This window comes from Enterobacter chengduensis, assembly GCF_001984825.2.
Taxonomy (GTDB): Bacteria; Pseudomonadota; Gammaproteobacteria; order Enterobacterales; family Enterobacteriaceae; genus Enterobacter; species Enterobacter chengduensis.
This window is the reverse complement of record NZ_CP043318.1, coordinates 5,054,519-5,076,976: the sequence shown is the minus strand read 5'-3', so window position 1 is coordinate 5,076,976 and position 22,458 is coordinate 5,054,519. Positions and strand designations below refer to the sequence as shown.

Here is a 22,458-nt window from a genome sequence, read left to right as displayed (position 1 = left end):
GGACCGTATAAGCTGGGATCAGATCGCGACTTTATGCACAGCTCATAAACGAAGCTACGGTTGTTCTTTGGATAACTACGGGTTAATACGAGCTTTTAACCAGAGTTATCCACATCTGATCGCGCGATCTTTAATCGTTTTTGAGTAAATTTTTCCATTCCGCGAGCCAGATCTCGGCTGGATCCTCCGGAATGTCATGATCGAGGATGTTGATCTTGAGCGTTTCACCCAGCTGTTTTGCTCCACAAGAGGAGACAGCTGCTTCAACTTTCTCTATTGCACCGCAAAAGGTGTCATATTCACGACTGCCGATCCCCACCGCGCCAAAACGGACGTTTGACAGGTCAGGCTGCTGTTCCAGCAGTTCGTCATATAAAGGTTGCAGGTTATCGGGGAGATCGCCTGCGCCGTGCGTGGAGGTGATCAGCAGCCAGACCCCGTCAGTCGGGAGATCTTCAAGCAACGGTCCGTGCAGTGTCTCTGTAGAAAAGCCTGCATCTTCCAGCTTTTCAGCCAGGTGTTCCGCAACGTATTCCGCACCACCAAGGGTGCTGCCGCTGATAAGGGTAATGTCCGCCATTGATCGCTCGCCCAGATAAAGAGACGGCCATTGTACGCTGTGAACGAGCTGGGATCTACCTGTGGAAAATGTGGGAATGAATTTGCCCAATCACGGGCGGATGGTACGCATGATCGGGTTTTGCAGGGAGATCAGCGTCTCGGTGGACTGAATTTCATCGATTGTTTGGATCTTGTTGATAAGTACCTGCTGGAGCGCGTCGATGGATCGGCACATGACTTTAATAAAGATGCTGTAATGCCCGGTGGTGTAATAAGCCTCGGTGACTTCATCCAGCGCGTTCAGCTTTGCCAGGGCGGAAGGGTAGTCTTTGGCGCTTTTTAGAATGATGCCGATGAAGCAACAGACGTCATAACCCAGATGTTTAGGGCTGACGTCTATGCGCGCGCCGGTAATGATGCCCGCCTGCTTCATTTTCTCTACGCGAACGTGAATGGTCCCCGGGCTGACGCCAAACTGTTTTGCCAGTTCGGCGTAGGCGGTACGGGCATTCGCCATCAACGCCTTCAGAATGCCTCGGTCGAGATTGTCGATCTGATAATTTTCCATAGCTTTTTCTTATAAAGATTAATGAATCACTCTATTCTAGCGCTCTATTTTATCGAATCAAAACTGAAGGTGGCTTTTTGTTGATGTGTTATTGAATAAGGTGCCATTTCTGTTGCTTAATCAATAGCAACAGGACGCAGGAGTATAAATAATGAAAACCGTTTACATCGCAAAACAACGCCAGATCAGTTTCGTAAAATCCCATTTTTCCCGCCAGCTGGAAGAGAAGCTTGGGCTGATTGAAGTTCAGGCTCCGATTCTTAGCCGCGTGGGTGACGGGACCCAGGATAACCTGTCTGGATGCGAAAAAGCGGTGCAGGTGAAAGTGAAAACACTGCCAGACGCCCAGTTCGAAGTGGTTCATTCCCTGGCGAAGTGGAAGCGTCAAACCCTGGGACAACACGACTTCAGCGCGGGCGAAGGGCTTTACACGCACATGAAAGCCCTTCGCCCCGATGAAGATCGCCTCTCACCTATTCACTCTGTTTACGTCGACCAGTGGGACTGGGAGCGCGTGATGGGGGATGGTGAGCGTCACGTCGGTACGCTGAAGTCCACCGTTGAGGCGATCTACGCCGGGATCAAAGCAACCGAAGCGGCCGTAAGCGAAGAGTTTGGTCTGGCACCGTTCCTGCCGGAAACGATCCACTTTGTTCATAGCCAGGAATTGCTGACCCGCTTCCCGGATCTGGACGCCAAAGGGCGTGAGCGTGCGATCGCCAAAGAATTAGGAGCCGTGTTCCTGATCGGTATCGGCGGGAAGCTTTCTGACGGTAAACGCCACGACGTTCGTGCGCCGGATTATGATGACTGGAGCACTGCGGGCGAGGGGGAATTTGCCGGGCTGAACGGCGATATTCTGGTCTGGAACCCGGTACTGGAAGACGCATTTGAGCTTTCTTCTATGGGGATCCGCGTGGATGCCGACGCGCTGAAGCGCCAGCTGTCGACCACCGGCGATGAAGATCGCCTCAAACTAGAGTGGCACCAGGCGCTGCTGCGTGGGGAAATGCCGCAGACGATTGGTGGCGGTATCGGCCAGTCCCGCCTGACCATGCTGCTCCTGCAATTACCCCATATCGGTCAGGTTCAGTGTGGCGTCTGGCCGCAGCAGGTACGCGAAAGCGTCGGCTCTCTTCTGTAATTAACGCTGCCAGCGTCTGAGCAGGCGGCTACGCAGCCCGGTATCAAAGCGCCAGATATGATCGAAGATGCGCATGATGCCGGGTTTTCCATGGGCGGACATCGCCACCGCATGGAAACGGTGCTGATGCACGCGCTGTAATTCCTTCACCTTATTCACCACGTCATCCGGCAGCCGCTGGGCAATAAAATCGGAAATCACCACCGCGTCGGCGTCGTACCAGTCGCCGCCCTGCATACGCTCCACAATGCTGCGAAAGCAGCTGGCCAGATCCGTGCCGCCGCGAAAACGCTGGCTCAGGAAGCGGATTGCCTGCTCGATACCCTGCTGGTTCGTCAGCTCATAGCCCACCACCTCGCTGGAGAACAGCATGATGAAGCAGCGACGGCGGTCGGCGAGCGCCACGCGCATCAGTGCCAGGCAAAACGCCTTCGCGCACTGCTCGTTAAACCCGCCCATCGATCCGGACGTATCCACGCACACAATAAACGGCCCGCGCGGCTGTTCATCAAAATCCTGATGGACGACCGGACGCTGGCTCAGCTTCTCGCGCCAGGCTTCGCCGTGCAGCCGGTAGGTGAGAAGCTGTTTTTCCACCAGCCGTCGGTAGAACTCATACTCCAGCTCGGTCATGCCCAGCGTGCTTAACTCGGTGGGCAGCAGGCGCAGAATGTCATCGCTCTGCTGGAGCCCGTCGACCTGCTCCGGCACGGTAGCCGGTTCGCGTACCAGGGTGCGGAAGGTTTCCATCGGGGCATCCTTCTTTGGAACCGATTTTGCCTCCCTTGAGCGCCCCAGCTGTTCAGCAAGCTTCATCAGCTCCGGCTGCTGCGCCAGAAAATCGCCGTATTTGACGATCAGCTGGTAATCCCCGCGTCGGAGCTGACCGGCGCTCATGTCCCAGAGACGACCCGCGGCGTTTTCATTTTCCACCAGCACCTGCTCAAGCTGGCCGCTCAGGGTCATACGTTCCTGTACTTCACTGAGCAGCTGCTCGCGCTCTTCGTCCAGCAGCTGCTGGTTTAGCGTCGTGGCCTGAACCACCAGGCTGAGGCGCCAGCGCTGTAAAAAGAGGGTGTGCAGGGCGGGAGTAAAGGTGGCGTTATCCGTAACCAGCGCTCGGGCCTGGCCGGCAAACGGAGAGTGGACGTTGTCGAGCAGCGCCAGAGTTTGCGGGAGCTGGACGATAAACTGCGTCGTGGAGAGCCGCTGGCACTGCTGATAGGCCGAGACTTCCTCCGTCAGCTCCGGCGGAACTTCAGTCTCTTTAAATCGCTGTCGCAGATTTTCGCGCCAGCGCGGGAGATCGTCGGTCATCGCCTTTTTGAGCTTCGGGAATTTTTCAAAAAACGCCGCCAGCTGCGGCGACGCCAGAAGGGTAATGACCACTTCTTCGATCAACCCCTCCTCGCTGACGGCCAGCATGACGTTGAGCGTATCCAGCGTTAGCATTGACGCGCCTGTTTGATCTGCGCGCTGACGTCCTGCAGGCTGGCTTCGATGCGACCTAACCAGTCGCTATGAATAAAGAGGCATTTTTGCTGCTCGCTAAAGCGGGTGTGCTGCTGGTGCCATTCGGTATCCAGCGCGTCCAGCTGCTGTTTGATCTCTTCCGGCACGCTGTCAGAGGCGGTGCCGGGAAGCGCAAGACGCGAGCCCTGCAGGCTGACGTCGCGGATCACCAGGTGCTGGCTGCTGTCCACTTCCATCGTCAGCGGCTGCGCAAAGCCGATCCCGTTGAGCTTGCCGCGGATCTCGCCGCCTTTGTCGAGCCACTGGGACAGCGCCTCGCGCTCAACCGTAATGTGTACCACCTGCATATCGTGCAGCTTGAGCGGCTGCTGGAGCAGCAGCGTTAGCGTCGTTCCGGTCAGATCCGCAGGAAGCTCGTAGTGCGGTTTGCGGGCGAACATACCCCCAAGACGATTCACTTTCAGCGCCGTTTTATCACTTTGCTGCTGCTGAAGCTGGATCCGGCGCTGGGTAATTGCACCCAGCTGGTTCAGCATAGACTGCTGGCCCCACGCGTGTCCGGTCATCAAAACGTCCAGCTGCTGCTGCATCAGGTTCATGCCTTCTGCGTCATGCCACAGGCAATCTTTGAGGAGGATCAGATCGATAGGGGCTACGGCATCACGACCGCTGAACAGGGCGCTTGCCTGCAGCAGGCGAATCGCTTTTTTCCAGCGACGGTCAGAGACGTACGGTGCGGAAGGGAGTAAATCAAGCTGCTGGCGCAGCATGAAGATCAGTTCAAAAACGGCATCGGGCAGTTTAATTTTGCCGATCTCTTCCTGCCACTGGTGATACTCCTCGTCCGTCACCTGCAGAGAAGCCGCAACCGGGTTTTCGTTCTCATCCTGCTGGCTGACCAGCATAGAGCGGAAGTTGGACTTGTCCTGGACTTTATCGAGCCACAGGCGGATCAGCATACGGTCATACAGCGCTTCCAGGCTGCTGTCGGCTTCGGGCAGTTCGTTTGACGCGGCCACCAGCAGGCGCATCGGGATTTTTTCTTCGCTGGCCCCGTTGCGAAACCGGCGTTCGTTAATTGCCGTAAGCAGGGTATTAAGAATCGCCGGGCCGGCTTTCCAGATCTCATCAAGAAAGACAATTTCAGCCTCAGGCAGATACCCCGCCGTCAAACGCTCGTAGCGCCCTTCATCTTTCAGCGCCTGAATGGAAAGAGGGCCGAAAACCTCTTCGGGAGTGGAGAAGCGGGTCATCAGATATTCAAACGCGCGGGCATTCTGAAAAGCGAACTTAAGCCTGCGGGCAATCAGGCTTTTGGCGATGCCCGGCGGCCCAAGCAGAAACACGCTTTCACCGCTCAACGCCGCCAGTAAACAGAGGCGAATGGCGTGGCTACGCTCGAACAGGCCTTTCTCCAGCGCGCTGCTGAGGCGGGAAATTCTTTCTGCTAATAAATGTGAGTGAGCCATAATAGTTTTGCATCCTTTCGCCGTCGTGGCGGCCAGTTGAAGCGAGTATAGACGTTTCAGTCAGGGCTGGTAATAGACTGAAGTGCGGCGCAATTCTCTTTGCGCTACATTAATGCGGTTGCATTTAGGGGTACGATTTTGCGATGAATCGTGCATACTGTGCGCTTTTTGTGGGCCAAGGGACAGGAACACATTTGTTATTTAAACGAAAAGACTAGTCTATGAGCACTGATAATAAGCAATCATTACCCGCAATAACGCTTGCGGCGATCGGGGTTGTCTACGGTGATATCGGCACCAGCCCGCTTTATACGCTTCGTGAATGTCTGTCCGGCCAGTTTGGTTTTGGTGTTGAACGCGATGCCGTGTTTGGCTTCCTGTCCCTCATTTTCTGGCTGCTGATCCTGGTGGTTTCCGTTAAATACCTTTCCTTCGTTATGCGTGCTGATAACGCAGGTGAAGGTGGGATCCTGACCCTGATGTCCCTTGCCGGACGCAATACCTCGGCCAGAATGACCTCAGTACTGGTGATTATCGGCCTGATTGGCGGCAGTTTCTTCTACGGAGAGGTGGTGATAACGCCCGCGATTTCGGTCCTCTCGGCGATTGAGGGACTGGAGATTATCGCACCGCAGCTTGATACGTGGGTCGTCCCGCTGGCAATAATCGTGCTGACGCTGCTGTTTGCGATCCAGAAGCACGGTACGGGGCTGGTGGGCAAACTGTTTGCGCCGATTATGCTGGCCTGGTTCCTGATCCTGGCGGCGCTTGGCTTGCGCAGCATTATCGCCAACCCGGAAGTGCTGCATGCGCTAAACCCTTACTGGGCCGTGCATTTCTTCCTCGAATATAAAGTGGTCTCCTTCGTGGCGCTGGGTGCCGTCGTGCTCTCCATCACCGGTGTGGAAGCGCTGTATGCAGACATGGGCCACTTCGGGAAACTGCCTATCCGCGTGGCATGGTTTATCGTGGTGCTGCCGTCGCTGGTGCTGAACTACTTCGGCCAGGGCGCGCTGCTGCTCAAGAACCCGGAAGCGATTAAGAACCCGTTTTTCCTGCTGGCACCCGACTGGGCGCTGGTGCCGATGCTGATCCTGGCGACGCTGGCGACCGTTATTGCCTCTCAGGCGGTGATTTCCGGGGTGTTTTCTCTGACGCGTCAGGCCGTGCGTCTGGGTTATCTCTCACCGATGCGCATCATCCATACCTCTGAGATGGAGTCGGGCCAGATCTACATCCCGTTCGTTAACTGGCTGCTCTATTTTGCGGTGGTGATTGTCATCGTCAGCTTCGAGCACTCCAGCAACCTGGCGGCGGCGTACGGTATTGCGGTAACCGGTACGATGGTGCTGACATCGATTCTTTCCACCACGGTGGCGTACCGAAACTGGCACTGGAATAAGTTCCTTGTGGCGATGATTCTGGTGGGCTTCCTGTGCATCGACGTGCCGCTGTTCTCTGCGAACCTCGACAAGATTGTTTCCGGCGGCTGGCTGCCGTTGACGCTCGGTCTGGTGATGTTCATCGTTATGACCACCTGGAAAAGCGAGCGTTTCCGCCTGCTGCGCCGCATGCACGAGCACGGGAACTCTCTGGAGGCGATGATCGCTTCTCTGGAAAAATCCCCGCCGGTCCGCGTGCCGGGCACCGCGGTGTACATGTCTCGCGCGCTGAACGTGATCCCGTTTGCGCTGATGCATAACCTCAAGCATAACAAGGTCCTGCACGAGCGCGTGATCCTGCTGACGCTGCGCACCGAAGATGCACCTTACGTTCACAACGTGCGTCGCGTTCAGATTGAGCAGCTTTCTCCGACCTTCTGGCGCGTGGTGGCAAGCTACGGCTGGCGTGAAACACCGAACGTGGAAGAGGTGTTCCACCGCTGCGGCCTGGAAGGGCTGAGCTGCCGCATGATGGAGACATCGTTCTTTATGTCGCACGAGTCGCTGATCATCGGCAAGCGACCGTGGTATCTGCGCCTGCGCGGCAAGCTGTACCTCATCCTGCAGCGTAACGCCCTGCGCGCGCCTGACCAGTTTGAGATCCCGCCTAACCGCGTGATTGAGCTGGGAACGCAGGTCGAGATCTAAGTCTTTGAGCGGCCTGATGCCCTCACACTGACCCTCTCCCACAGGGAGAGGGCGCAAACATAAAAACGGTAACCTGACGGTTACCGTTTTGCATTTACCTCCCCTCCATTTCACTTAGCGAAACGTTTCGACGTCGATCACAAATCTGTTACGTCGTGATGGTTTTCTGAACATTTCTGGCGCTACACTACTTTTAGCGAAACGTTTCGCTAGTGGAGCAAGAAAATGAAGAAAGGCACTGTACTCAACTCAGAAATCTCATCGGTTATTTCCCGTCTTGGGCATACCGATTCGCTGGTGGTTTGCGATGCAGGCTTACCGGTTCCGCGCAGCACAACCCGTATTGATATGGCGTTAACGCAGGGCGTTCCCTCGTTTATGCAGGTACTGGAAGTCGTTACCGCGGAGATGCAGGTTGAGAAGGCCATTCTCGCGGCGGAAATCAAACAACATAATCCGCAACTCCACGAAACGTTGCTCAGCCACCTTGAGCAACTGCAACAACACCAGGGAAACACCATCGAAATTCGTTACACGACGCACGAACAATTCAAACAACAAACCGCAGACAGTCAGGCGGTGATTCGCAGCGGGGAGTGTTCCCCGTATGCGAATATCATTCTCTGTGCTGGCGTCACCTTCTGAGGCCATCATGGACGCATTACTGCAACTCAAAGGGATCGATAAGTCGTTCCCGGGCGTAAAAGCCCTCTCCGGCGCGGCGCTGAACGTCTACCCCGGGCGCGTGATGGCGCTGGTGGGCGAAAACGGTGCCGGCAAATCCACCATGATGAAGGTGCTGACCGGTATCTACCAACGGGATGCGGGTTCCCTTGTCTGGCTGGGTAAAGAGACCACCTTTACTGGCCCGAAATCCTCTCAGGAAGCCGGAATCGGGATTATTCACCAGGAGCTGAACCTGATCCCGCAGCTTACCATTGCGGAGAACATCTTCCTCGGCCGTGAATTCGTGAACCGCTTCGGCAAAATCGACTGGAAAACCATGTATGCCGAGGCCGACAAGCTGCTGGCGAAGCTGAACCTGCGCTTTAAGAGCGACCGCCTGGTCGGCGATCTCTCCATTGGCGACCAGCAGATGGTGGAAATCGCGAAGGTGCTGAGCTTTGAGTCCAAAGTCATCATCATGGATGAACCGACCGACGCCCTAACCGATACCGAAACCGAATCCCTGTTCCGCGTGATCCGCGAGCTGAAGTCGCAGGGGCGCGGAATTGTCTATATCTCTCACCGCATGAAAGAGATCTTCGAAATCTGCGACGACGTCACCGTATTCCGCGACGGGCAGTTTATTGCCGAGCGCGAAGTGGCCACGCTGACCGAAGATACGCTCATCGAAATGATGGTGGGACGTAAGCTCGAAGATCAGTACCCGCATCTGGATAAGCTGCCTGGCGAGATCCGCCTGAAGGTGGATAACCTCTGCGGCCCGGGCGTGAACGACGTGACCTTTACCCTGCGTCAGGGCGAGATCCTCGGCGTGGCGGGCCTGATGGGCGCGGGACGTACCGAGCTGATGAAAGTGCTGTACGGCGCGCTGCCGCGCACCAGCGGCTATGTCACCCTCGACGGTCATGAAGTGGTAACCCGCTCCCCGCAGGATGGTCTGGCGAACGGCATCGTCTACATTTCTGAAGACCGCAAGCGCGACGGCCTGGTGCTCGGCATGTCGGTGAAAGAGAACATGTCCCTGACCGCGCTGCGCTATTTCAGCCATAGCGGCGGCAGCCTGAAGCACAAAGACGAGCAGCAAGCGGTCAGCGATTTTATCCGCCTCTTTAACGTCAAAACCCCGTCGATGGAGCAGGCTATTGGCCTGCTGTCCGGCGGCAATCAGCAGAAAGTGGCGATTGCCCGCGGGCTGATGACTCGCCCGAAAGTGCTGATCCTCGACGAGCCCACCCGCGGCGTGGACGTGGGGGCGAAGAAAGAGATCTATCAGCTGATTAACCAGTTCAAGGCCGACGGTCTGAGCATCATTCTGGTCTCTTCCGAGATGCCAGAAGTATTAGGCATGAGCGATCGCATTATCGTCATGCATGAAGGGCATCTCGGCGGTGAATTCACTCGCGAGCAGGCCACCCAGGAAGTTCTGATGGCTGCCGCTGTGGGCAAGCTTAATCGCGTGAATCAGGAGTAAGAAGATGACTACCCAGGCTGTTTCTGGTCGCCGCTATTTCACAAAGGCGTGGCTGATGGAGCAAAAATCGCTGATTGCCCTGCTGGTGCTGATCGCGATTGTGTCGACCATGAGCCCGAACTTTTTCACCGTGAATAACCTGTTCAACATTCTGCAGCAAACGTCGGTGAACGCCATTATGGCGGTCGGCATGACGCTGGTGATTTTGACCTCGGGTATCGATCTGTCCGTCGGTTCCCTGCTGGCGCTCACCGGCGCGATCGCCGCTTCGATTGTCGGCATTGAAGTCAACGCGCTGGTGGCGGTTGCCGCTGCCTTGGCTGCAGGTGCGGCGATTGGCGCCGTCACCGGCGTGATTGTGGCAAAAGGCCGCGTTCAGGCGTTTATCGCCACGCTGGTGATGATGCTGCTGCTGCGCGGTGTGACCATGGTTTACACCAACGGTAGCCCGGTCAACACCGGCTTTACCGATAACGCGGATCTGTTTGGCTGGTTCGGTATCGGTCGCCCGCTGGGCGTTCCGACGCCGGTCTGGATCATGGCTATCGTCTTCCTGGCGGCGTGGTACATGCTTCACCACACCCGTCTGGGCCGCTATATCTATGCGCTGGGCGGTAACGAAGCGGCAACGCGCCTGTCCGGTATCAGCGTTAATAAAGTCAAAATTATCGTTTACTCCCTGTGCGGCCTGCTGGCGTCACTGGCCGGTATCATCGAAGTGGCGCGTCTTTCTTCCGCGCAGCCGACGGCGGGTACGGGGTATGAGCTGGATGCTATCGCGGCAGTGGTTCTGGGCGGTACGAGTCTCGCGGGCGGTAAAGGTCGCATTGTTGGGACATTGATCGGCGCACTGATTCTCGGTTTCCTGAATAATGGTTTGAATTTGTTAGGTGTTTCCTCCTATTACCAGATGATCGTTAAGGCAGTGGTGATTTTGCTGGCGGTACTGGTAGACAACAAAAAACAGTAACTGACGACACTACAGGACATCTTAGATATGAACATGAAAAAACTGGCTACCCTGGTTTCCGCTGTCGCGCTGAGCGCAACCGTAAGTGCTAACGCCATGGCGAAAGATACCATCGCGCTGGTTGTCTCTACCCTGAACAACCCGTTCTTCGTCTCCCTGAAGGACGGTGCGCAGAAAGAAGCGGACAAACTGGGCTACAACCTGGTGGTGCTGGATTCCCAGAACAACCCGGCGAAAGAGCTGGCTAACGTTCAGGACCTAACCGTTCGCGGCACCAAGATTCTGCTGATCAACCCAACCGACTCTGACGCCGTAGGTAACGCTGTGAAGATGGCAAACCAGGCGAAGATCCCGGTCATCACCCTGGACCGTCAGGCGTCTAAAGGTGACGTGGTCAGCCACATTGCCTCTGATAACGTGCTGGGCGGCAAAATCGCCGGTGATTACATCGCGAAGAAAGCCGGTGAAGGCGCGAAAGTTATCGAACTGCAGGGGATTGCCGGTACGTCCGCCGCGCGCGAGCGTGGTGAAGGCTTCCAGCAGGCCGTGGCTGCACACAAATTCAACGTGCTGGCCAGCCAGCCAGCAGATTTTGATCGTACTAAAGGCCTGAACGTCATGCAGAACCTGCTGACCGCACACCCAGACGTGCAGGCGGTCTTCGCCCAGAACGACGAAATGGCGCTGGGCGCGCTGCGTGCGCTGCAGACCGCAGGTAAATCTGATGTGATGGTTGTCGGATTTGACGGCACGCCGGATGGTGAAAAAGCGGTAAACGATGGCAAACTGGCTGCGACCATCGCTCAGCTGCCTGAGCAGATTGGCGCCACTGGCGTTGAAACTGCCGACAAAGTGCTGAAGGGCGAAAAAGTTCAGGCCAAATACCCTGTTGACCTGAAGCTGGTTATCAAGCAGTAAACGGCGAATCAGGCAGTCGCTGGCTGCCTGAGGGACACCAATAAAGAAAAGTGTGGCATACGCCACCGGGTAACACCGGTGGCGCTCTCAGATGGACAACCCAACCATGAAAACCGCAGGCAATCTCGTCGTCCTTGGCAGTATCAATGCCGATCACATTCTTAACCTTGAAACCTTCCCTACCCCGGGCGAAACCGTCACCGGTAATCAGTATCAGGTTGCATTTGGCGGTAAAGGCGCAAACCAGGCCGTCGCTGCCGGTCGCAGCGGGGCGAATATTGCGTTTATCGCCTGCACGGGTGATGACGATACCGGCGAGCGCGTACGTAAACAGCTGGCGAGCGACAACATTGATATCGCACCGGTCAGCGTTGTGGCAGGGGAATCTACCGGCGTGGCGCTGATTTTCGTTAACGCTGAAGGTGAGAATGTCATCGGTATTCATGCTGGCGCTAACGCCGCGCTGACGACGGATCGCGTTGAAGCGCAGCGTGCAATCATCGGCGAAGCCGAAGCCCTGCTGATGCAGCTGGAGTCACCCGTTGAAAGCGTGCTGGCCGCCGCCAAAATTGCGCATGAAAATCATACCACTGTCGTACTTAACCCGGCCCCTGCGCGTGTATTATCAGACGAGCTGCTGGCGCTGGTGGACATCATTACGCCAAACGAAACCGAAGCGGAAAAGCTGACGGGCATTCGCGTTGAAAATGATGACGATGCCGCACGAGCCGCGCGTGCACTGCACGATAAGGGCATCGGTACCGTGATTATTACCCTGGGTAGCCGTGGGGTGTGGGCAAGCGTCAATGGCGAAGGCCGCCGCGTGCCGGGCTTTAAGGTCAAAGCGATTGACACCATCGCAGCGGGAGATACTTTCAATGGTGCACTGGTGACCGCGCTGCTGGAAGGCAAGAGAATGGATGACGCTATCCGCTTCGCGCACGCTGCCGCCGCGATTGCGGTGACGCGCAAGGGCGCTCAGCCTTCCGTTCCGTGGCGTAAAGAGATTGATGAATTCTTAAGTCAGCAGGGGTAACGCTTGGCCACAATGAAAGATGTCGCCCGCATGGCGGGCGTTTCTACCTCGACGGTCTCTCACGTTATTAACAACGATCGCTTCGTCAGCGAGGCGATTCGGGAGAAAGTTGAAGCCGCGGTAAAAGATCTCAACTATGCGCCGTCAGCGCTGGCGCGCAGCCTTAAGCTCAACCAGACGCGCACCATCGGCATGCTGATCACCGCCAGTACCAACCCCTTTTATTCAGAACTGGTTCGCGGCGTGGAGCGCAGCTGCTTCGAGCGCGGCTACAGCCTGGTGCTGTGCAATACCGAAGGGGACGAGCAGCGCATGAACCGTAACCTGGAAACGCTGATGCAAAAACGCGTCGACGGGCTACTGCTGCTTTGTACCGAAACGCACCAGCCTTCGAAAGAGATTATTCAGCGCTACCCTTCGATCCCCACCGTGATGATGGACTGGGCGCCGTTCGACGGAACCAGCGATCTCATTCAGGATAACTCCCTGCTGGGCGGTGATATGGCGACTCAGTATCTGATTGATAAAGGCTATACCCGCATCGCCTGTATTACCGGCCCGCTGGATAAAACCCCGGCGCGTTTGCGTCTGGAAGGGTATCTCTCCGCCATGGAGCGAGCGGGGCTCGCCATTCCTGATGGCTACCGGATTACCGGCGACTTTGAATTTAACGGTGGCTTCGAGGCAATGCAGACACTCCTGACGCAGGCGCAGCGTCCGCAGGCGGTTTTTATTGGTAACGATGCGATGGCGTTTGGTGCCTATCAGGCGCTGTATCAGGCGGGGCTACGCGTGCCGGACGATATGGCGGTGATTGGCTACGATGATATCGAACTTGCCCGTTACATGACGCCGCCGCTGACCACCATTCATCAGCCGAAAGATGAACTGGGCGAGCTGGCCATCGATGTGCTGATCCACCGTATGGCGCAGCCCACGCTGCAACAGCAGCGCCTGCAGCTTACTCCTGTTCTGATGGAACGGGGTTCGGTTTAGCCTTCTCTTTGTGGCGCTCTTTAATCAGGTTTCGTCCGTCTTTCGGTTTAAGCAGCATAAAGACCAGCGCCGATACCACGGTAAGCGCGCCCATGGTGATAAAGGTATAGTGGAACTGCTCAACGGTATTGGCGCTGTCAAAACCCTCATAAAAGCGCAGCACCGCTGCACTCACGGCAACCCCTAAACTGATCGACAGCTGCTGCGTTACCGCCAGCACGCTGTTGCCGCTGCTGGCGTTTTCGTCGGTCAGATCGGCAAGGGTGATGGTGTTCATCGACGTGAACTGCGTCGACATTGCCATGCCCAACACAAACAGCGGCAGGATCAGCATCCAGACGGGTAACGCCGCGGATTGCAGCGAGAACTGCGCGATCATCAGACCGATAAAGACCGTCACGCCAACCAGCGTCTTACGATAGCCAAACCAGCGCAGCACCTGCGTAACGGTGGATTTTGCCAGAATCGAGCCCATTGCCGTGGGCGCCATCATGCAGCCAGCGATCAGGGCCGGGTAGCCGAAACCCACCTGCAGCATTAACGGCATCAGGAACGGTACACAACCCGTTCCCAGACGAGACGCAATGTTGCCTGCAATCCCAACGGAAAACGTTCGGGTATTAAAGAGCCCCAGGGAGATTAACGGCGTAGGGTGACGGCGCGCGTGACGTATATAAAGAAGGAATAACAGAATCCCGGCGAGGATAACGGAGAGCGCCAACCACGTCGCGACGATCTTCTCGCCAAACAGCTCCATCCCGCTTGAGAATAACACCAGGCTCAGGCCAAACAGGAAAAAGCCGCCCATGTCGAAGCTGCGTCTTGGCGTGGTGAAGTTCGGCATATATTTGCGGGCATACAGTAGGCCCGCAACGCCAATCGGAATATTAATCAGGAAGATCCAGTGCCAGCTTGCCCAGGTGACAAACACGCCGCCGAGTACCGGGCCAAGTATCGGGCCGACAAGACCCGGCATGGTGACGAAGTTGAGCACGGGAAGCAATTCGCTTCTGGGATAGGCTCGCAGCAAGGCAAGGCGCGCCACCGGCATCATCATCGCGCCGCCAATGCCCTGTAATACGCGGAAGATAACCAGCTCCGTTAAGGATGAGGAGAGCGCGCAGGCCAGCGAACCGAGCGTAAAGAGCGTCACGGCCAGCATGAAAATTCTGCGGGTGCCGAAGCGGTCGGCCAGCCAGCCGCTGACCGGGATCAGCATGGCGACCGTCAGGGTGTAGCTGATGATGGCGGACTGCATCGCCAGCGGGGAGCGGTTGAGGCTTTGCGCAATAGCGGGGAGGGCGGTGTTGAGGATGGTGGCATCCAGTGCCTGCATAAAAAACGCCATGGCCGCAATCCACGGCAATCCTGCCATGCTGCGCGCTTTTTTCTTTGTCATTTATTTACCTGCTGGTGGGTGGGCGCGGCCAGCAATGCCTGGCACGCACTCAGGGCTCGCTGCCCGTCGCTTTCCTGAATGGCATCCACTATCGCCTGATGCAAATCCAGTTTTACCACTTCGTTGTGCGTAATAGAGGTAAAGTAGGTGTGATACACCGAATGAAATAAAGAGGCAAAAGAGGTGAGGAACGGATTGGCGCTCATCATATAGATATGTTCATGCCAGGCCATATCGACCTCAACCCAGCGTTCGCGGTTGAAGTTTTTTTTCAGGAACACCATCTCTTCCATCAACGCGTTAAGCTGCGCTTTTTGTTCTGCCGTTCCTAGCGTGGCGGCAAGCAGACATGCCTGAGGTTCAAGGCTGCTGCGCATCACCAGAAAGTGATCGACAACCTGATGAAAGTTATCTTCCGTCATCCACCAGGAGAGCAGCTCCTGATCGAGAAAATTCCAGTTACTCTGTGGCATCACGCGTGTGCCAATACGAGGACGTGGAAGCACCATACCTTTTGCCGTCAGGGTTTTCACCGCTTCACGCACGGCGGTACGGCTCACCCCAAACTGCTCACCCAGCTCCATTTCGCCCGGCAGGATACTACCCGGGGCATATTTACCCGCTAAAATCCGCTGAGCCAGCTTTTCTGCCAGCACATACGACAGGTTTTTTTGGGCGGCCAGCTGTTGTGCGCTTAATGGCATCGCGTTCATTCCTTAAAGATTCATGCTGATAATTATGCCACCTCGAATGTGATTATGGTTGCAGATACATCAAATAGAACAATTTGTAGCTTGATTTCATCGCTGTTGGTGAAAAAAAACGCGGATAGAAACTTTTTTTAAATTTCCTCTTGTCACGTCAGAATAACTCCCTATAATGCGCCTCCACTGACACGGAACAACGGCACGCAAGCCGCCGGGTCAGCAGAGAAAAGCGAAAATAAACGCTTGACTCTGAAGCGGGAAAGCGTAATATGCACACCCCGCGCCGCAGCGAAAACGAAGCGGCACTGCTCTTTAACAATTTATCAGACAATCTGTGTGGGCACTCAAAGTGACATGGATTCTTAATGTCTTCGGACAATAAATGAATACCAAGTCTCTGAGTGAACATACGTAATTCATTACGAAGTTTAATTCACGAGCATCAAACTTAAATTGAAGAGTTTGATCATGGCTCAGATTGAACGCTGGCGGCAGGCCTAACACATGCAAGTCGAGCGGTAGCACAGAGGAGCTTGCTCCTCGGGTGACGAGCGGCGGACGGGTGAGTAATGTCTGGGAAACTGCCTGATGGAGGGGGATAACTACTGGAAACGGTAGCTAATACCGCATAACGTCGCAAGACCAAAGAGGGGGACCTTCGGGCCTCTTGCCATCAGATGTGCCCAGATGGGATTAGCTAGTAGGTGGGGTAACGGCTCACCTAGGCGACGATCCCTAGCTGGTCTGAGAGGATGACCAGCCACACTGGAACTGAGACACGGTCCAGACTCCTACGGGAGGCAGCAGTGGGGAATATTGCACAATGGGCGCAAGCCTGATGCAGCCATGCCGCGTGTATGAAGAAGGCCTTCGGGTTGTAAAGTACTTTCAGCGGGGAGGAAGGTGTTGAGGCTAATAACCTCAGCAATTGACGTTACCCGCAGAAGAAGCACCGGCTAACTCCGTGCCAGCAGCCGCGGTAATACGGAGGGTGCAAGCGTTAATCGGAATTACTGGGCGTAAAGCGCACGCAGGCGGTCTGTCAAGTCGGATGTGAAATCCCCGGGCTCAACCTGGGAACTGCATTCGAAACTGGCAGGCTAGAGTCTTGTAGAGGGGGGTAGAATTCCAGGTGTAGCGGTGAAATGCGTAGAGATCTGGAGGAATACCGGTGGCGAAGGCGGCCCCCTGGACAAAGACTGACGCTCAGGTGCGAAAGCGTGGGGAGCAAACAGGATTAGATACCCTGGTAGTCCACGCCGTAAACGATGTCGACTTGGAGGTTGTGCCCTTGAGGCGTGGCTTCCGGAGCTAACGCGTTAAGTCGACCGCCTGGGGAGTACGGCCGCAAGGTTAAAACTCAAATGAATTGACGGGGGCCCGCACAAGCGGTGGAGCATGTGGTTTAATTCGATGCAACGCGAAGAACCTTACCTACTCTTGACATCCAGAGAACTTTCCAGAGATGGATTGGTGCCTTCGGGAACTCTGAGACAGGTGCTGCATGGCTGTCGTCAGCTCGTGTTGTGAAATGTTGGGTTAAGTCCCGCAACGAGCGCAACCCTTATCCTTTGTTGCCAGCGGTTAGGCCGGGAACTCAAAGGAGACTGCCAGTGATAAACTGGAGGAAGGTGGGGATGACGTCAAGTCATCATGGCCCTTACGAGTAGGGCTACACACGTGCTACAATGGCGCATACAAAGAGAAGCGACCTCGCGAGAGCAAGCGGACCTCATAAAGTGCGTCGTAGTCCGGATTGGAGTCTGCAACTCGACTCCATGAAGTCGGAATCGCTAGTAATCGTAGATCAGAATGCTACGGTGAATACGTTCCCGGGCCTTGTACACACCGCCCGTCACACCATGGGAGTGGGTTGCAAAAGAAGTAGGTAGCTTAACCTTCGGGAGGGCGCTTACCACTTTGTGATTCATGACTGGGGTGAAGTCGTAACAAGGTAACCGTAGGGGAACCTGCGGTTGGATCACCTCCTTACCTTAAAGAACCTGCCTTTGCAGTGCTCACACAGATTGTCTGATGAAAAGTAAATAGCAAGGCGTCTTGCGATTGAGACTTCAGTGTCCCCTTCGTCTAGAGGCCCAGGACACCGCCCTTTCACGGCGGTAACAGGGGTTCGAATCCCCTAGGGGACGCCACTTGCTGGTTCGTGAGTGAAAGTCACCTGCCGTCATATCTCAAAACAGACTTACGAGTCTTGTTTGAGATATTTGCTCTTTAAAAATCTGGATCAAGCTGAAAATTGAAACGACACACATTTTATGTGTGTTCGAGTCTCTCAAATTTTCGCAATCATGAAGTGAAACATCTTCGGGTTGTGAGGTTAAGCGACTAAGCGTACACGGTGGATGCCCTGGCAGTCAGAGGCGATGAAGGACGTGCTAATCTGCGAAAAGCGCCGGCGAGGTGATATGAACCTTTGACCCGGCGATGTCCGAATGGGGAAACCCAGTGTGTTCCGACACACTATCGTTAACTGAATACATAGGTTAACGAGGCGAACCGGGGGAACTGAAACATCTAAGTACCCCGAGGAAAAGAAATCAACCGAGATTCCCCCAGTAGCGGCGAGCGAACGGGGAGCAGCCCAGAGTCTGAATCAGCTTGTGTGTTAGTGGAAGCGTCTGGAAAGTCGCACGGTACAGGGTGACAGTCCCGTACACGAAAGCACACAGGTTGTGAACTCGAAGAGTAGGGCGGGACACGTGGTATCCTGTCTGAATATGGGGGGACCATCCTCCAAGGCTAAATACTCCTGACTGACCGATAGTGAACCAGTACCGTGAGGGAAAGGCGAAAAGAACCCCGGCGAGGGGAGTGAAAAAGAACCTGAAACCGTGTACGTACAAGCAGTGGGAGCACCTTCGTGGTGTGACTGCGTACCTTTTGTATAATGGGTCAGCGACTTATATTCTGTAGCAAGGTTAACCGTATAGGGGAGCCGAAGGGAAACCGAGTCTTAACTGGGCGTTAAGTTGCAGGGTATAGACCCGAAACCCGGTGATCTAGCCATGGGCAGGTTGAAGGTTGGGTAACACTAACTGGAGGACCGAACCGACTAATGTTGAAAAATTAGCGGATGACTTGTGGCTGGGGGTGAAAGGCCAATCAAACCGGGAGATAGCTGGTTCTCCCCGAAAGCTATTTAGGTAGCGCCTCGTGAACTCATCTTCGGGGGTAGAGCACTGTTTCGGCTAGGGGGCCATCCCGGCTTACCAACCCGATGCAAACTACGAATACCGAAGAATGTTATCACGGGAGACACACGGCGGGTGCTAACGTCCGTCGTGAAGAGGGAAACAACCCAGACCGCCAGCTAAGGTCCCAAAGTCATGGTTAAGTGGGAAACGATGTGGGAAGGCACAGACAGCCAGGATGTTGGCTTAGAAGCAGCCATCATTTAAAGAAAGCGTAATAGCTCACTGGTCGAGTCGGCCTGCGCGGAAGATGTAACGGGGCTAAACCATGCACCGAAGCTGCGGCAGCGACGCTTATGCGTTGTTGGGTAGGGGAGCGTTCTGTAAGCCGTTGAAGGTGGCCTGTGAGGGTTGCTGGAGGTATCAGAAGTGCGAATGCTGACATAAGTAACGATAAAGCGGGTGAAAAGCCCGCTCGCCGGAAGACCAAGGGTTCCTGTCCAACGTTAATCGGGGCAGGGTGAGTCGACCCCTAAGGCGAGGCCGAAAGGCGTAGTCGATGGGAAACAGGTTAATATTCCTGTACTTGGTGTTGCTGCGAAGGGGGGACGGAGAAGGCTATGTTAGCCGGGCGACGGTTGTCCCGGTTTAAGCATGTAGGCGGAGGTTCCAGGTAAATCCGGTACCTTTTAACGCTGAGGTGTGATGACGAGGCACTACGGTGCTGAAGTAACAAATGCCCTGCTTCCAGGAAAAGCCTCTAAGCATCAGGTAACACGAAATCGTACCCCAAACCGACACAGGTGGTCAGGTAGAGAATACCAAGGCGCTTGAGAGAACTCGGGTGAAGGAACTAGGCAAAATGGTGCCGTAACTTCGGGAGAAGGCACGCTGATATGTAGGTGAAGCCCCTGCGGGTGGAGCTGAAATCAGTCGAAGATACCAGCTGGCTGCAACTGTTTATTAAAAACACAGCACTGTGCAAACACGAAAGTGGACGTATACGGTGTGACGCCTGCCCGGTGCCGGAAGGTTAATTGATGGGGTTAGCGGCAACGCGAAGCTCTTGATCGAAGCCCCGGTAAACGGCGGCCGTAACTATAACGGTCCTAAGGTAGCGAAATTCCTTGTCGGGTAAGTTCCGACCTGCACGAATGGCGTAATGATGGCCAGGCTGTCTCCACCCGAGACTCAGTGAAATTGAACTCGCTGTGAAGATGCAGTGTACCCGCGGCAAGACGGAAAGACCCCGTGAACCTTTACTATAGCTTGACACTGAACACTGGTCCTTGATGTGTAGGATAGGTGGGAGGCTTTGAAGCGTGGACGCCAGTCTGCGTGGAGCCGTCCTTGAAATACCACCCTTTAATGGCTGGTGTTCTAACGTAGACCCGTGATCCGGGTTGCGGACAGTGTCTGGTGGGTAGTTTGACTGGGGCGGTCTCCTCCCAAAGAGTAACGGAGGAGCACGAAGGTTAGCTAATCCTGGTCGGACATCAGGAGGTTAGTGCAATGGCATAAGCTAGCTTGACTGCGAGAGTGACGGCTCGAGCAGGTGCGAAAGCAGGTCATAGTGATCCGGTGGTTCTGAATGGAAGGGCCATCGCTCAACGGATAAAAGGTACTCCGGGGATAACAGGCTGATACCGCCCAAGAGTTCATATCGACGGCGGTGTTTGGCACCTCGATGTCGGCTCATCACATCCTGGGGCTGAAGTAGGTCCCAAGGGTATGGCTGTTCGCCATTTAAAGTGGTACGCGAGCTGGGTTTAGAACGTCGTGAGACAGTTCGGTCCCTATCTGCCGTGGGCGCTGGAGAATTGAGGGGGGCTGCTCCTAGTACGAGAGGACCGGAGTGGACGCATCACTGGTGTTCGGGTTGTCATGCCAATGGCACTGCCCGGTAGCTAAATGCGGAAAAGATAAGTGCTGAAAGCATCTAAGCACGAAACTTGCCCCGAGATGAGTTCTCCCTGACCCTTTAAGGGTCCTGAAGGAACGTTGAAGACGACGACGTTGATAGGTCGGGTGTGTAAGCGCAGCGATGCGTTGAGCTAACCGATACTAATGAACCGTGAGGCTTAACCTTACAACGCCGAAGCTGTTTCGGCGGTGAGACAGACAATCAGATTTCAGCTTTGATACAGATTAAACAGAATTTGCCTGGCGGCTTTAGCGCGGTGGTCCCACCTGACCCCATGCCGAACTCAGAAGTGAAACGCCGTAGCGCCGATGGTAGTGTGGGGTCTCCCCATGTGAGAGTAGGGAACTGCCAGGCATCAAATAAGTGAAGAGGCCATCCGGAAGGATGGCCTTTTTGCGTTTCTGAACCCGCTAACTTTGTAGGCCGGGTAAGGCAAAGCCGCCATCCGGCAAGTCAAACAGCACCCCATGTCACAATAAATTCCGCTATCCCCTCCACATCATTTAAGTCCAGCACTGGAACCTCAAGCGTCAATGCAACATCACTGGCCACCGCAATCACATGCTCATCCAGCGTTAACTCGCTGAAATCATGCCCGGCATCGCTTCTGAACAGCAGGATCTTAGGCACGGCCTCATGCTTAAATCCCTCAACCAGCACCAGATCCAGGGTGGAGTGATCCATCCGGCTGACCAGATAAGCGAGATCCAGCGGTGCCTCGTCCGGCGTTTCTGTCATTAACGCCCAGCGCTGAGAACTTGCCACCATCGTTTGCGCTGCACCCGCTTTACGCAGCGCATAGCTATCTTTGCCCGGCGTATCAACATCCATATTATGGTGTGTGTGCTTAATCAATCCTGGACGAATACCTCTGGCACAAAGCGCAGGAATGAGCTTTTTCAGCAGCGTCGTTTTCCCGGTCCCACTCCAGGCGGAAATGGCTACAACAGGTATCATCTTTTCTCCTGCATCATCTGCAAATCCTCACGCGTATTCACGTTCACAAAGGCTGATTTCACATCGCTAAAATCAACGGGATGGCCGCCAGATTCGCGCATAAAAACCATCACCCTGCGTTCTCCCGAAGCCAGATAGGCATGCAGGGATGGCGCTAGCGATCGGTGCATCAATGCGATAGCGGGATGGTCGCGCTCGCCGTCATGTGCCCAAACCACAGGGGCCGAACCGTGAAGCAGTAACAGGCGCTCGACAAGACAGGGCGGAATAAACGGAGTATCGCAGGGACAGAAGATAAACCACTCTCCATGAGACTGTTGCATAACCGAAAGCATACCGGCCAGCGGTCCCGGGTAATCCTCAAGAATATCCTGATAAACGGCGTACCCGCTTTGCCGGTAAGTGTCGATATGCCGGTTAGCGCTAATGACCATTGTCGATACCTGACCTGCGAGCGTATTGGCGACATGCTGCCACAAGGGTTTGCCATTAAGAAGCTGAAGCCCCTTATCTTTTCCCCCCATTCGCGTCGCTCTGCCACCTGCCAGAACGACCCCAATGATTTCCTGGCTAAGATTCACGAATATCGCCTCTTTTATTGTGGGATTGACCCTGCTAACGTGTCACTCTAAATGAAAGGAGCACCACCATGAAATGTAAACGTCTGAATGAAGTTATTGAACTCCTCCAGCCCGCCTGGCAAAAAGAGCCAGAGCTAAATCTGATGCAATTTTTACAGAAACTGGCGAAAGAGTCAGGTTTTGACGGCGATCTGGCAGACCTTTCTGACGACATCCTGATCTACCACCTTAAAATGCGCGACTCCGCCAAAGGTGCTGTTATTCCTGGTATTCAGAAAGATTATGAGGAAGATTTTAAGACCGCACTATTGCGCGCCCGAGGCGTAATTAAAGAGTAAAAGCTTGTAAGCGGTGG

At 55.1% G+C, this 22,458-nt stretch carries 17 protein-coding genes, 1 tRNA gene and 3 rRNA genes; 13 read left to right on the top strand and 8 right to left on the bottom strand.

Features of this window, described 5'->3' with window-relative positions; genetic code table 11:
* Window positions 1-130 precede the first annotated feature (130 nt).
* Entirely contained in the window at window positions 131-580 is a 450-nt protein-coding gene (gene mioC / locus FY206_RS24480) for an FMN-binding protein MioC (RefSeq protein ID WP_032644276.1), read from the bottom strand.
* A gap of 90 nt (window positions 581-670) precedes the next feature.
* Window positions 671-1,129, bottom strand: a complete 459-nt coding sequence (gene asnC / locus FY206_RS24475; RefSeq protein WP_032644277.1) for a transcriptional regulator AsnC — start codon at window positions 1,127-1,129, stop codon at window positions 671-673.
* Between the two features lie 151 nt (window positions 1,130-1,280).
* On the opposite strand from asnC, the gene asnA reads away from it, so the two are divergent.
* Window positions 1,281-2,273: an aspartate--ammonia ligase gene (gene asnA, locus FY206_RS24470; RefSeq protein ID WP_032644278.1), complete on the top strand. Its 993-nt coding sequence runs from the start codon at window positions 1,281-1,283 to the stop codon at window positions 2,271-2,273.
* Here the strand turns inward: asnA and viaA are convergent, their stop codons facing one another.
* Complete coding sequence (gene viaA / locus FY206_RS24465) at window positions 2,274-3,725, bottom strand: ATPase RavA stimulator ViaA (protein WP_032644279.1); 1,452 nt, start codon at window positions 3,723-3,725, stop codon at window positions 2,274-2,276.
* Window positions 3,719-5,215 (bottom strand): ATPase RavA, encoded by a 1,497-nt coding sequence (gene ravA, locus FY206_RS24460; protein WP_032644280.1) that lies wholly within the window; start codon window positions 5,213-5,215, stop codon window positions 3,719-3,721. Before ravA ends, viaA begins: the two co-directional genes overlap by 7 nt.
* 221 nt (window positions 5,216-5,436) lie before the next feature.
* Here ravA and kup point away from each other — a divergent pair, with 221 nt between their 5' ends.
* The 7 genes from kup (at window position 5,437) to rbsR (ending at window position 13,383) form a co-directional block, all read left to right on the top strand.
* Complete coding sequence (kup, locus tag FY206_RS24455) at window positions 5,437-7,305, top strand: low affinity potassium transporter Kup (protein WP_032644282.1); 1,869 nt, start codon at window positions 5,437-5,439, stop codon at window positions 7,303-7,305.
* Between the two features lie 225 nt (window positions 7,306-7,530).
* Window positions 7,531-7,950 carry a D-ribose pyranase gene (gene rbsD / locus FY206_RS24450; protein ID WP_032644283.1) on the top strand — a complete coding sequence of 140 codons (420 nt, stop codon included), beginning with the start codon at window positions 7,531-7,533 and terminating at the stop codon, window positions 7,948-7,950.
* A gap of 7 nt (window positions 7,951-7,957) precedes the next feature.
* Window positions 7,958-9,463 (top strand): ribose ABC transporter ATP-binding protein RbsA, encoded by a 1,506-nt coding sequence (rbsA, locus tag FY206_RS24445; protein WP_032644284.1) that lies wholly within the window; start codon window positions 7,958-7,960, stop codon window positions 9,461-9,463.
* A gap of 4 nt (window positions 9,464-9,467) precedes the next feature.
* On the top strand, window positions 9,468-10,433 hold the full coding sequence (gene rbsC / locus FY206_RS24440) for a ribose ABC transporter permease (RefSeq protein WP_006808742.1): 966 nt from the start codon (window positions 9,468-9,470) through the stop codon (window positions 10,431-10,433).
* 27 nt (window positions 10,434-10,460) lie between these two features.
* Window positions 10,461-11,351, top strand: coding sequence for a ribose ABC transporter substrate-binding protein RbsB (rbsB, locus tag FY206_RS24435; protein WP_032644286.1), 891 nt, complete (start codon window positions 10,461-10,463; stop codon window positions 11,349-11,351).
* Between the two features lie 106 nt (window positions 11,352-11,457).
* Window positions 11,458-12,387 (top strand): ribokinase, encoded by a 930-nt coding sequence (gene rbsK / locus FY206_RS24430; RefSeq protein WP_032644515.1) that lies wholly within the window; start codon window positions 11,458-11,460, stop codon window positions 12,385-12,387.
* Between the two features lie 3 nt (window positions 12,388-12,390).
* Entirely contained in the window at window positions 12,391-13,383 is a 993-nt protein-coding gene (rbsR, locus tag FY206_RS24425) for a ribose operon transcriptional repressor RbsR (RefSeq protein ID WP_072265588.1), read from the top strand.
* Here the strand turns inward: rbsR and mdtD are convergent.
* Window positions 13,349-14,782 carry a multidrug transporter subunit MdtD gene (gene mdtD, locus FY206_RS24420; protein WP_032644289.1) on the bottom strand — a complete coding sequence of 478 codons (1,434 nt, stop codon included), beginning with the start codon at window positions 14,780-14,782 and terminating at the stop codon, window positions 13,349-13,351. The two genes, rbsR and mdtD, sit on opposite strands and share 35 nt — an antisense overlap.
* The gene (locus FY206_RS24415; RefSeq protein ID WP_032644290.1) at window positions 14,779-15,486 is read right to left on the bottom strand and encodes a FadR/GntR family transcriptional regulator; all 708 of its coding nucleotides are present in this window, start codon (window positions 15,484-15,486) and stop codon (window positions 14,779-14,781) included. Before FY206_RS24415 ends, mdtD begins: the two co-directional genes overlap by 4 nt.
* A gap of 453 nt (window positions 15,487-15,939) precedes the next feature.
* Here FY206_RS24415 and FY206_RS24410 point away from each other — a divergent pair.
* The 4 genes from FY206_RS24410 to rrf all read left to right on the top strand — a co-directional run bounded on the left by FY206_RS24410 (window position 15,940) and on the right by rrf (window position 20,919).
* Window positions 15,940-17,481 (top strand): 16S ribosomal RNA (locus FY206_RS24410).
* Window positions 17,482-17,566: 85 nt separating this feature from the next.
* Window positions 17,567-17,642: transfer RNA gene (locus FY206_RS24405), tRNA-Glu, on the top strand.
* A 183-nt stretch (window positions 17,643-17,825) separates the two neighbouring features.
* A 23S ribosomal RNA gene (locus FY206_RS24400) occupies window positions 17,826-20,730 on the top strand.
* Between the two features lie 73 nt (window positions 20,731-20,803).
* A 5S ribosomal RNA gene (rrf, locus tag FY206_RS24395) occupies window positions 20,804-20,919 on the top strand.
* The 16S, 23S and 5S rRNA genes sit together here with 1 tRNA gene alongside, the layout of an rRNA operon.
* A gap of 99 nt (window positions 20,920-21,018) precedes the next feature.
* Here rrf and mobB read toward each other — a convergent pair.
* Both mobB and mobA read right to left on the bottom strand, forming a co-directional pair.
* Window positions 21,019-21,522, bottom strand: a complete 504-nt coding sequence (gene mobB, locus FY206_RS24390) for a molybdopterin-guanine dinucleotide biosynthesis protein MobB (protein ID WP_032644291.1) — start codon at window positions 21,520-21,522, stop codon at window positions 21,019-21,021.
* The gene (gene mobA, locus FY206_RS24385) at window positions 21,519-22,103 is read right to left on the bottom strand and encodes a molybdenum cofactor guanylyltransferase MobA (RefSeq protein ID WP_032644292.1); all 585 of its coding nucleotides are present in this window, start codon (window positions 22,101-22,103) and stop codon (window positions 21,519-21,521) included. Before mobA ends, mobB begins: the two co-directional genes overlap by 4 nt.
* A 68-nt stretch (window positions 22,104-22,171) precedes the next feature.
* Between mobA and FY206_RS24380 the strand changes: the two genes are divergently transcribed.
* Window positions 22,172-22,441, top strand: a complete 270-nt coding sequence (locus tag FY206_RS24380; RefSeq protein WP_032644293.1) for a YihD family protein — start codon at window positions 22,172-22,174, stop codon at window positions 22,439-22,441.
* Window positions 22,442-22,458 lie beyond the last annotated feature (17 nt).

Excerpts from the sequence above, each read along its gene's own strand:
- mioC (WP_032644276.1), bottom strand. The coding sequence starts at position 580 with ATGGCGGACATTACCCTTATCAGCGGCAGCACCCTTGGTGGTGCGGAA.
- asnC (WP_032644277.1), bottom strand. The coding sequence starts at position 1,129 with ATGGAAAATTATCAGATCGACAATCTCGACCGAGGCATTCTGAAGGCG.
- asnA (WP_032644278.1), top strand. The coding sequence starts at position 1,281 with ATGAAAACCGTTTACATCGCAAAACAACGCCAGATCAGTTTCGTAAAA.
- viaA (WP_032644279.1), bottom strand. The coding sequence starts at position 3,725 with ATGCTAACGCTGGATACGCTCAACGTCATGCTGGCCGTCAGCGAGGAG.
- ravA (WP_032644280.1), bottom strand. The coding sequence starts at position 5,215 with ATGGCTCACTCACATTTATTAGCAGAAAGAATTTCCCGCCTCAGCAGC.
- kup (WP_032644282.1), top strand. The coding sequence starts at position 5,437 with ATGAGCACTGATAATAAGCAATCATTACCCGCAATAACGCTTGCGGCG.
- rbsD (WP_032644283.1), top strand. The coding sequence starts at position 7,531 with ATGAAGAAAGGCACTGTACTCAACTCAGAAATCTCATCGGTTATTTCC.
- rbsA (WP_032644284.1), top strand. The coding sequence starts at position 7,958 with ATGGACGCATTACTGCAACTCAAAGGGATCGATAAGTCGTTCCCGGGC.
- rbsC (WP_006808742.1), top strand. The coding sequence starts at position 9,468 with ATGACTACCCAGGCTGTTTCTGGTCGCCGCTATTTCACAAAGGCGTGG.
- rbsB (WP_032644286.1), top strand. The coding sequence starts at position 10,461 with ATGAACATGAAAAAACTGGCTACCCTGGTTTCCGCTGTCGCGCTGAGC.
- rbsK (WP_032644515.1), top strand. The coding sequence starts at position 11,458 with ATGAAAACCGCAGGCAATCTCGTCGTCCTTGGCAGTATCAATGCCGAT.
- mdtD (WP_032644289.1), bottom strand. The coding sequence starts at position 14,782 with ATGACAAAGAAAAAAGCGCGCAGCATGGCAGGATTGCCGTGGATTGCG.
- FY206_RS24415 (WP_032644290.1), bottom strand. The coding sequence starts at position 15,486 with ATGCCATTAAGCGCACAACAGCTGGCCGCCCAAAAAAACCTGTCGTAT.
- mobB (WP_032644291.1), bottom strand. The coding sequence starts at position 21,522 with ATGATACCTGTTGTAGCCATTTCCGCCTGGAGTGGGACCGGGAAAACG.
- FY206_RS24380 (WP_032644293.1), top strand. The coding sequence starts at position 22,172 with ATGAAATGTAAACGTCTGAATGAAGTTATTGAACTCCTCCAGCCCGCC.